Source organism: Streptomyces sp. WAC05292, assembly GCF_003949955.1.
Classification (GTDB): domain Bacteria; phylum Actinomycetota; class Actinomycetes; order Streptomycetales; family Streptomycetaceae; genus Streptomyces; species Streptomyces globosus.
This window is the reverse complement of sequence record NZ_RPSE01000254.1, coordinates 1-8,991: the sequence shown is the minus strand read 5'-3', so window position 1 is coordinate 8,991 and position 8,991 is coordinate 1. Positions and strand designations below refer to the sequence as shown.

Genomic DNA, 8,991 nt, shown 5'->3' with positions numbered 1-8,991 from the left:
GCCGAGGGGGAGGTCGAGGACCGCGCGGACGTGGTTGGCGAACTGGGAGGTGACCGCGCCGTCCTGGGTCCAGTGGCCGCTGTTGTGCGGGCGCATGGCGAGCTCGTTGACGAGGATGCGGCCGTCGGCCGTCTCGAAGAGCTCCACGGCCAGGTGGCCGGTCACGCCCAGTTCCCGGGCGATGCGCAGGGCGAGGGCCTGGGCCTCGCCGGCGAGCTCCTCGGAGAGGTTCGGGGCGGGGGCGATGACGGTGTCGCAGACGCCGTCGACCTGGATCGACTCCACCACCGGGTAGGCGACGGCCTGGCCGTGCGGGGAGCGGACGACGTTGGCCGCGAGTTCGCGGACGAAGTCGACCTTCTCCTCGGCGAGGACGGGGACGCCCGCCTTGAAGGGGGCCTCGGCGTCCTCGGGGGTCCGGACGAACCAGACGCCCTTGCCGTCGTAGCCGCCGCGGACCGTCTTGAGGATGACGGGGAACCCGCCGACCTCCGCGGCGAACGCGGCCGCGTCCGCCGGGTCCGCCACGATGCGGTGGCGGGGGCTGGGCGCGCCGATCTCGTCGAGCTTGGCCCGCATCACGCCCTTGTCCTGGGCGTGCACCAGCGCGTCGGGTCCGGGGCGGACGGGGATGCCGTCCGCTTCGAGGGCCCGCAGGTGCTCGGTGGGCACGTGCTCGTGGTCGAAGGTGATCACGTCGCAGCCGCGCGCGAAGGCGCGGAGCGTGTCCAGGTCGCGGTAGTCGCCGATGACGACGTCGCTGACCACCTGGGCCGCCGAGTCCTGCGGTGTGTCACTGAGGAGCTTGAACTTGATGCCGAGGGGGATGCCCGCCTCGTGGGTCATACGGGCGAGCTGACCGCCGCCGACCATGCCGACTACCGGGAACGTCACCCCTCCAGGGTATCGGCCGGGCATCCGCCGAACGGACGCGGCCCCACCGGGAACTCGTAGCAACATCCCGTGCGCCCTGCGTCGCGTACCTGTACGAACGCACAGTGCCCGAAGGCACAGACGGGTCGCCGGGGGGACACTTAGCATGAGTGGCCGATCGAGAGGCGACGGACGCCCCGCTGGGGGCCGCTACGGACGGGACCGACCATCACCATGACCACGCCGAAACGGGGCTCGGCCCTCGAACGCGTACGCGGCCTCGCACGCGAAGTCGCGAAGTTCGGGGCTGTCGGGGGCCTGGGCGTGCTCGTCAACCTGGGCGTCTTCAACCTGCTGCGGCACACCACGGACCTGCAGGTGGTCCGGGCGAGCGTGATAGCCACCGTCGTCGCGATCACGACGAACTACCTGGGCTTCCGGTACTTCACCTACCGGGACCGGGCGCGGACGGGCAGCTCGCGGGAGGTGCCGCTGTTCGTGGCGTTCAGCCTGATCGGGCTGGTGATCGAGAACGGCGTGCTGTACGCGGCCACGTACGGGTTCGGCTGGGACGGCCCGCTCGCCTCCAACGTGTTCAAGTTCCTCGGCATCGGCACGGCCACGGTGTTCCGCTTCTGGTCGTACCGGACGTGGGTCTTCAAGGCGCTGCCGCAGGCGGCGCCCGCGGCGGCCGCGGAGCCGGAGCCGGCGGCTCGGGCCGCTGCCCGGCCGGCGCGGGAGAGCGGTAGGCGCGCCCCCGCACCCGCCGGCAACAAGTAGGGCGCCGGTCCCGCCCCGGGTCAGCGGACCGTGTGCTCCCGCTCGCCGCGCTCGGGCTCGGTGCGGCTCAGGAAGAGGGCGAACACCGGGGGCTGCGCCTGGAGCAGTTCGAGGCGGCCGCCGTCGGCCTCGGCGAGGTCGCGGGCGACGGCCAGGCCGATGCCGGTGGAGTTGCGGCCGCTGATGGCCCGCTCGAAGATGCGGTTCCCCAGGTCCGGCGGGACGCCGGGCCCCTCGTCGGTGACTTCCAGGACGGCCTGGTTGCCCACGACCCGGGTGCGCAGGGCGACGGTGCCGCCGCCGTGCATGAGCGCGTTCTCCACGAGGGTGGCCAGCACCTGGGCGACCGCACCGGGCGTCCCGAAGGCCCGTACGCCGGTCTTCCCGGAGCGGACGATGGCCCGGCCCTCGCTGCGGTAGGCGGGCCGCCACTCCTCCACCTGCTGTTTCACGACCTCGTCGAGGTCGAAGGGGACCGCGGAGCCGGTCCGCGGGTCGCGGGAGTTCGTCAGCAGCCGCTGGACGACGTCGGTGAGCCGCTCCACCTGGGCGAGCGCGATGGTGGCCTCCTCGCGGACGGTCGCGAGGTCGTCGGTGACGGTGATCTCCTCCAGGCGCATCGACAGCGCGGTCAGCGGGGTGCGCAGCTGGTGGGAGGCGTCCGCGGCGAGGCGTCGCTCGGCGGTCAGCATCCGCCCGATCCGCTCGGCGCTGGAGTCGAGGACGTCCGCGACGCGGTCCAGCTCGGGGACCCCGTAGCGGCGGTGGCGGGGCCGGGGGTCGCCGGAGCCGAGCCGTTCGGCGGTCTCGGCGAGGTCGGTGAGCGGGGACGCCAGCCGGTTGGCCTGGCGGATCGCGAGCGCCACGGCGGCGACGACGGCGAGCAGCGCCACCGCGCCGACCACGGCGAGGGTGCGGCCGACCTCCTCGGTGACGGTGGAGCGGGGCTCCTCGACGACGACCAGCTCGCCCTGCTCGCCCTTGGCTGTGCCGCGCAGGACGCTCTCGCCGGTCCGCTCGCCGACCTCGACGGGGGGCTGCCCGGGGACGGTGATGCGGGCGTACCGGCCGGGGTCGAGCTGCTCGGCGAGGGCGTCGGAGTCGATGGGGCGGCGCTCCGCCACGTTCGCCTCGACGATGCCCGCCAGGCGCAGGGCCTCGGACTCGATGCGGTCTTGGGCGCTGCTGGTGATCGTGCGGGTCTCCACGATGACGAGGGAGACGCCGAACACGGCGATCACGACGAGCACCACGGCGAGGGTGGACTGGATCAGGCGGCGGCGCATGGCTGGGGGGCCCGGTCAGCTCTTCTCGAAGCGGAAGCCGACGCCGCGGACGGTGGCGATGTAGCGGGGGTTCGCGGCGTCGTCGCCCAGCTTCTTGCGGAGCCAGGAGATGTGCATGTCGAGGGTCTTGGTGGACGACCACCAGGTGGTGTCCCACACCTCGCGCATGAGCTGGTCGCGGGTGACGACGCGGCCGGCGTCGCGGACGAGGACGCGCAGGAGGTCGAACTCCTTCGCGGTGAGCTGGAGCTCCTCCTCCCCCATCCAGGCGCGGTGGGACTCGACGTCGATGCGGACGCCGTGGGTGGCGGCGGGCTGGGGGGCCTCGGCGGCGCCGCGCCGCAGCAGGGCCCGGACGCGGGCGAGGAGCTCGGCGAGGCGGAACGGCTTGGTGACGTAGTCGTCGGCTCCGGCGTCCAGGCCCACGACGGTGTCGACCTCGTCGGCGCGGGCGGTCAGGACGAGGATGGGGAAGCCGAGCCCCTCGGCACGCAGCCTGCGGGCCACTTCCAGGCCGTCCATGCCGGGCAGGCCCAGGTCGAGCACGACGAGGTCGACGCCGCCCTGGAGGCCTGCGTCGAGGGCGGCCGGGCCGTCCTCCCGGACCTCGACGTCGTACCCCTCCCGGCGCAGGGCGCGGGCCAGGGGCTCCGAGATGGATGCGTCGTCCTCGGCGAGCAGTACACGCGTCATGTGGGTGATGGTAGTCCGCGGCGGCGATCCGCAGGGGCGGCCCCGCGCACCCCTTTCCATCTGGCCTTATGAAGGCAGCCCGCCTTCGAAAATGCCGAAACGGTTCCCAATCCTCCTGTGATCCATCTCTCAAGTCCTTTCATATGCCGCCCGGTCGTGTCGTATGGTGGCGAGACGCCTGATGCACTACCACCGGGACCTTTGCGCCGAAATCCGAGCCAAAGGTCTCAATTCTGTCCGGATCGATCAGAGGGTCTTGACGACTTTCCCGATCGGCTTCGGTGACAGTGGATGACCTGTGGGCCGGCGCCCCGCGCGCGTTCGTGTGCGCGAGGGCGTGGATCCCGGTTGCGTTGTTCCCCCGCCCCCTTCCGCGGCGCGGGTGCGGTCCCCGGGGCGTGGGGGCCGGAACAGCGGCTGCCGGTTCCGGCCACCCCCCACCGGGCGCCGACGGCTCACGAAGCCGGGCGTCCCGAGCAAGCAAGGATCGACCATGGCTTCCAGCCTGACGAAGGGCGCGGTGGACCCGTCCGCCGAGAAGACCTTCTTCGGCCACCCCCGTGGCCTGGCCACTCTCTTCATGACCGAGATGTGGGAGCGCTTCTCCTACTACGGCATGCGGGCGCTGCTGGTGTACTACCTGGTCTCGGGCGGCGCGGACGCCGCCACGGGAAGCCAGGGCGGCGGCCTGGCCATGACCGCGGCCACGACGACGGCCATCTACTCCGTCTACGTCTCCATGGTCTACCTGATGGCCATGCCCGGCGGATGGTTCGGTGACCGGGTCTGGGGCGCGCGCAAGACGGTCGCCATCGCCGGCTTCGTGATCATGACGGGTCACCTGTCGCTGGCCCTGCCCGGCCAGGCGATGTTCTTCGTCGGCCTGCTCCTCGTCGCGGTGGGCTCCGGTCTGCTGAAGGCCAACATCTCCACGATGGTCGGCCACCTCTACGACGGTCCCGAGGACCCGCGCCGTGACGGCGGCTTCACGCTGTTCTACATCGGCATCAACCTCGGCGCGTTCGTCGCCCCGTTCGTCGTCGGCACGGTCGGCAAGGAATACAACTGGCACCTGGGCTTCGCCCTCGCCGCCGTCGGCATGGGCATCGGCCTCGCGCAGTTCCTGCTCGGCACCAAGCACCTCAGCCCGAAGAGCAGCCAGGTCCCGAACCCGCTGTCGGCCGAGGAGCGCAAGGCGGTCATCACCAAGGCCGTCCTGGGCGCCGCCGCCGTCGCCGTCTTCTACGGCGCCGTGGTCGCCCTGGGCGCGTACACCCTGAACTGGGTGCTGGTGCCGCTGACCCTCGCCGGTCTGATCATCCCGGTGGCCGTGCTGGTCCGCATCAAGCGCGACAAGGACCTGAACACCACCGAGCAGTCGCGGATGACCGCGTACATCTGGTTCTTCGTCGCCGCCGCCGTGTTCTGGATGATCTACGACCAGGGCGGTTCGACGCTGTCGCTGTTCGCGGACTCCAAGACCGCCGACACCGTCTTCGGCCTCGGCTTCTCGGCCACCTGGTACCAGTCCCTGAACCCGCTGTTCGTGATGGCGCTGGCCCCGGTCTTCGCCTGGCTGTGGCTGTGGCTCGCCCGCAGGAACCAGGAGCCGAACACCATCGTGAAGTTCGCGATGGGCCTGGTCCTGGTCGGCGGCTCGTTCTTCGTCTTCATCGTCCCGATGAACATGGCCGGCGACGGCACCATGGTCTCCCCGATGTGGCTCGTCTCGATCTACATGATCCAGACCATCGGCGAGCTGTGCCTCTCCCCGGTCGGCCTCTCCGTCACGACGAAGATGGCCCCGCAGAAGTACGCCTCCCAGATGATGGGCGTGTGGTTCCTCGCGGTCACCGCGGGCGACTGCACCACCGGTCTGCTGTCGCTGGCCGGCGTGGACCTGAACGGAACGGTCATCATCGGCATCCAGGCGAGCGCCGCGGTCCTCGCCGGTGTGGCGGTGTACGCCTACCGCAAGAAGGTCCAGGCGCTGATGGGCGACGTCCACTGACGCGCCCCCGCACACGCTGAGGCGACGGCCCGGCACCCTTTCCGATGGGGTGCCGGGCCGTCGCGCTGCGCCGGCTCCGTCAGCGGCGGGTGCCGCCGCGCAGGCGGCGCCAGGGGGTGAAGGCGAACACCGCGGCGCCGAGCAGGACCACCGTCGCGGCGGCCACGGCGAGGGCCCTCACGCCGCCCGTGCCGGCCGCGCCGGTGTCGGCGAGGCCGCCGGGGCCCGCGGACCCGGCTGAGGCGCCGCCGCCGGCCGGGGAGCCGGAGCCGCCGGGCTGTGCGGTGGTGTCCAGCTCCAGGGACACGCCGCTGGAGACCGCCTTGCAGGGCACGTTGATCGGCGTCGAGCCGGGGCTCATCGTCACGTCGATCGTCAGCCGGTCCGGGGTCAGCGTCACCTTGCCGGTCGCCCCCGGCTTGTAGGTGCCGGTCATGTCGCTCAGGCTGACCGGGGCCTTGTCCGGGATCGGCTCCGCGTTGGCCGGGCCGGTGACGCGGACCGTGCCGGTGTCCGCGCCGCCGAGCCTGATGTCCATCGAGGGCTTCAGGGCGCCCGCGGGGAGGGCCATGGGGCTGGCCATCGCCCCCTTGGCGGTCTTCACGGTGAGGTCGAAGCCGCCGCCGTTCCGCTTCGCGTTGACCGTCACCGGCGTCTTGACGCCGCCCGGGACGACGGCTCCGCAGTCGAAGGCCACCTCGACGGGCTTTCCGGGGAAGTCGGTCTGCCCGCCGCCGCCACCGGTGGCGCCTCCGGAGGCGGCGCCGCCCGAGGACGGGCCGCCGGACGTGGTGCCGCCGGTCGCGGTGCCGCCCGAGGTGGTGCCGCCTGACGTGGTGCCGCCCGAGGTCGTGCCGCCGGCCGACGTGGTGCCTCCGGACGCCGAGCCGCCGCCGGAAGCCGTGCCCCCGGTCGTCGTGCCGCCGCCGTCCGACACCTTGATCGTCGCCGCGGCCGCGGCCTCCTCCTTCGGCGAGCAGCGCGTGGTGAACCCGCTGAAGTCCACGTCGTACCGGCCGGGAGTGACCGTCACCTCCCCCGCCTTCGTCAGCTTCACCCTCCCCTTCATGTCGGACAGCACCATCGGCGCGTTCTTGGGGATCGGCGGGTTCTTCCGCTCACCCTCCAGCTTCACCTCGCCCGCGAGCGCCCCGCCGAGCCGCACCCAGCCCGTCGGCTTCACGGTGTCCTTGCCGAGGTCCATCAGGTCGGTGTTGTTCGAGGCCGCCTTGACGGTCCTCCACACCACCTCGACCTCGTCGCCGACCTTCGCGGCGGCGGGCGCCGTCACCGAGACGGTCGTCGTGCCCCGCACCGGGCCGCCGCCGCCCGCGGGCGGTATGCACTCCACCTTGTACGAGACCTCGGCCGCCTGGGCGGGCCCCGCCCCCAGCAGCGCGGCCGCGCCGCCGAGCAGCAGCGCGGCCGCGGCCGCGCTCACCCTCCGTTGGGTCTTCATTGGTGTCCCTTCGTCGTCGGACTGCCGGCTGACGGTGCGGACGTCTGCGGTGCCGTGAACCACGGCAGGTCGGCGGCCTCCCCCGGCCCGGCCGCCTCGGCGGACTCGGCGGCCTCCTGCGCCGCGGGTGCCTCCGGCGCGGTCGCCGGCCGGATCCGGTCGACGAGGGCCATCCCGGCCCGGAACAGGCCGGCGGGCACCACCAGCAGGAGCAGGGCCCGGAACAGCAGCACCCCGTACGGGCGGGACACCGCCCACGGCCGGGCCGCCAGGACCGTCTCCCCGTACGCGAGGGAGACCGTGTGGCTCCCGTGCGCGCCGGCCCCGAGCGTGACGGGGAGCCGGACCTCCGCCCTGCCCCCGGGCGGGACGGCGCCCTTCCACCGGACCTCCTCCCACTGCGGGGCGAGCACGCCGCGGGCCGTGCCCAGCCGGAAGACCGGGTCCACGACGGGCGCGGGTCCGGTGTTCCCGAGGGTGACGGTGAAGGTGCGCGAGGGCGGCGCCCCGAACCGGGTCAGGATCCCGTCGCCGCCCTCCAGCCGGGCCGGGCCCAGCGCGGCGAGGCGCGGGGCGCCCTGCTCGGGCGGCGGCTCGGCCACCGGGTGGCCGGTGAGCGCCAGCGGGAGGGCGACCGTGGCGGCGTCCCCGCCGACCGAGGCCACGTGGACGATGCAGGGGCACGGCTTGGGCGGGGCCGCCGCGGCCAGCCGCGCCGTGAAGCGGCCGTCGCCGCCGACGGAGGCGGCCGCGCCCTCGGCGTTGGCGCAGCTGTTGGTGCCGCCGACCATGTTCTGGCCGCAGACCAGCAGCATCACCAGCGTCCCGGCCCGCCAGCCCGTGCCGGTCACGGTGAGCTCCGTACCCGGGGCGGCCTCCCGGAGCGAGAGCTGCGCGGCCGGCGGTGCGTCCGCGGCGGCGGCCGGTGACCCGGCGGCGAGCAGGCCCGCCGTGAGCGCGGCCGCGGCGGCGCGGGCCCCGGACCTGCCGGTCACGCGCGGGCTCCCGCCGGGTCGGGGGCCGGCTCCGGTCCGGCCGCGGGCGTCCCGCGCCGGGCGCGCCGCCTGCGGAGGAGGACCGGCGCGGCCGCGGCGGCGCCGCCGAGGGCGAGCAGGAACCCCGCGCCGACCGCGGGCCCGCCGGGTGCGAACCGGGCGGACGCGGTGGCGGTCGCGGCCGCGGCTCCCGGGGCGGTGGCGGTGAGCGTGACACCGGCGGCGCCGAGGCGGGGCGCGCCGGGCCACGGCTCGGCCAGGCGCAGCCGCCCGTTCAGCGGGTACTCCGCGCACAGCGCCCCCAGTTCAGGGACCAGCCGGGCGTGCCGCCCCCGCGCCAGGTCCGCCTCCACCCGCTCCAGCAGCACCGACAGCCGCAGCTCCGCGAGCCGCTCCCGCTGGATCCGGGCGAACGGCCCCGGCAGCCCGGCCAGCGGCACACCGCGCCACCGGGCGAGCGCCGCCTCCAACATCCGCGCCCCGGCGTCCGGATCGCCCGCGGCCACCAGCTCCCGGCCCCGGGCCGCCTCCGCCTCGAAGTCGGCCAGGTCGACCGCACCGTCCGGGACGTCCAGCGCGTACCCGCCGCCCTCCGTCACCAGGCAGGGCCCGAGCGCCCGCCGCAGCCGGTACACGTACGAGCGGACCGTGCCCGCGGCGGTGCGCGGGCTCGCCTCGCCCCAGATGCCGTCGATCAGCTCGTCCAGACCCGCCACGCCCGGCCGGCGCAGCAGCAGGATCGCCAGCACCAGCCGCTGCTGCGGCGGGCCCAGCGGGACGTCCACCCCGCCCCGGCCGGCCTGCACCGGCCCGAGCAGGGAGAAGCGCAGCACGGACGGATCACTCACAACGGCCCCCTCTCACGGTCCATCTCCCACCCGGCCCCCGCCGCAC

General features: G+C 74.1%; 8 protein-coding genes. 2 read left to right on the top strand and 6 right to left on the bottom strand.

Annotated features, from left to right (window positions below; translation table 11 throughout):
• Positions 1-894 (bottom strand): 5-(carboxyamino)imidazole ribonucleotide synthase (locus EF903_RS22770; protein WP_125546025.1); only part of this gene is annotated, 894 nt, incomplete at its 3' end.
• Positions 895-1,107: 213 nt separating this feature from the next.
• Between EF903_RS22770 and EF903_RS22765 the strand changes: the two genes are divergently transcribed.
• On the top strand, positions 1,108-1,653 hold the full coding sequence (locus EF903_RS22765) for a GtrA family protein (protein WP_125546023.1): 546 nt from the start codon (positions 1,108-1,110) through the stop codon (positions 1,651-1,653).
• A 20-nt stretch (positions 1,654-1,673) separates the two neighbouring features.
• Here the strand turns inward: EF903_RS22765 and EF903_RS22760 are convergent, their stop codons facing one another.
• Positions 1,674-2,939 carry an ATP-binding protein gene (locus EF903_RS22760; protein WP_125546021.1) on the bottom strand — a complete coding sequence of 422 codons (1,266 nt, stop codon included), beginning with the start codon at positions 2,937-2,939 and terminating at the stop codon, positions 1,674-1,676.
• Between the two features lie 15 nt (positions 2,940-2,954).
• Positions 2,955-3,632, bottom strand: a complete 678-nt coding sequence (locus EF903_RS22755; RefSeq protein WP_125546019.1) for a response regulator transcription factor — start codon at positions 3,630-3,632, stop codon at positions 2,955-2,957.
• A 493-nt stretch (positions 3,633-4,125) separates the two neighbouring features.
• Between EF903_RS22755 and EF903_RS22750 the strand changes: the two genes are divergently transcribed.
• The gene (locus EF903_RS22750; protein ID WP_125546017.1) at positions 4,126-5,643 is read left to right on the top strand and encodes a peptide MFS transporter; all 1,518 of its coding nucleotides are present in this window, start codon (positions 4,126-4,128) and stop codon (positions 5,641-5,643) included.
• Positions 5,644-5,722: 79 nt separating this feature from the next.
• Here EF903_RS22750 and EF903_RS22745 read toward each other — a convergent pair whose 3' ends face one another.
• From EF903_RS22745 to EF903_RS22735, 3 genes are read right to left on the bottom strand one after another with little or no spacing between them, the layout of a single operon-like run.
• Complete coding sequence (locus EF903_RS22745; RefSeq protein ID WP_125546015.1) at positions 5,723-7,102, bottom strand: hypothetical protein; 1,380 nt, start codon at positions 7,100-7,102, stop codon at positions 5,723-5,725.
• Positions 7,099-8,097 (bottom strand): hypothetical protein, encoded by a 999-nt coding sequence (locus tag EF903_RS22740; RefSeq protein ID WP_125546013.1) that lies wholly within the window; start codon positions 8,095-8,097, stop codon positions 7,099-7,101. The genes EF903_RS22745 and EF903_RS22740 overlap by 4 nt, the downstream gene beginning before the upstream one ends.
• Positions 8,094-8,945 (bottom strand): BTAD domain-containing putative transcriptional regulator, encoded by an 852-nt coding sequence (locus tag EF903_RS22735; protein ID WP_125546011.1) that lies wholly within the window; start codon positions 8,943-8,945, stop codon positions 8,094-8,096. The genes EF903_RS22740 and EF903_RS22735 overlap by 4 nt, the downstream gene beginning before the upstream one ends.
• Positions 8,946-8,991: the final 46 nt, after the last annotated feature.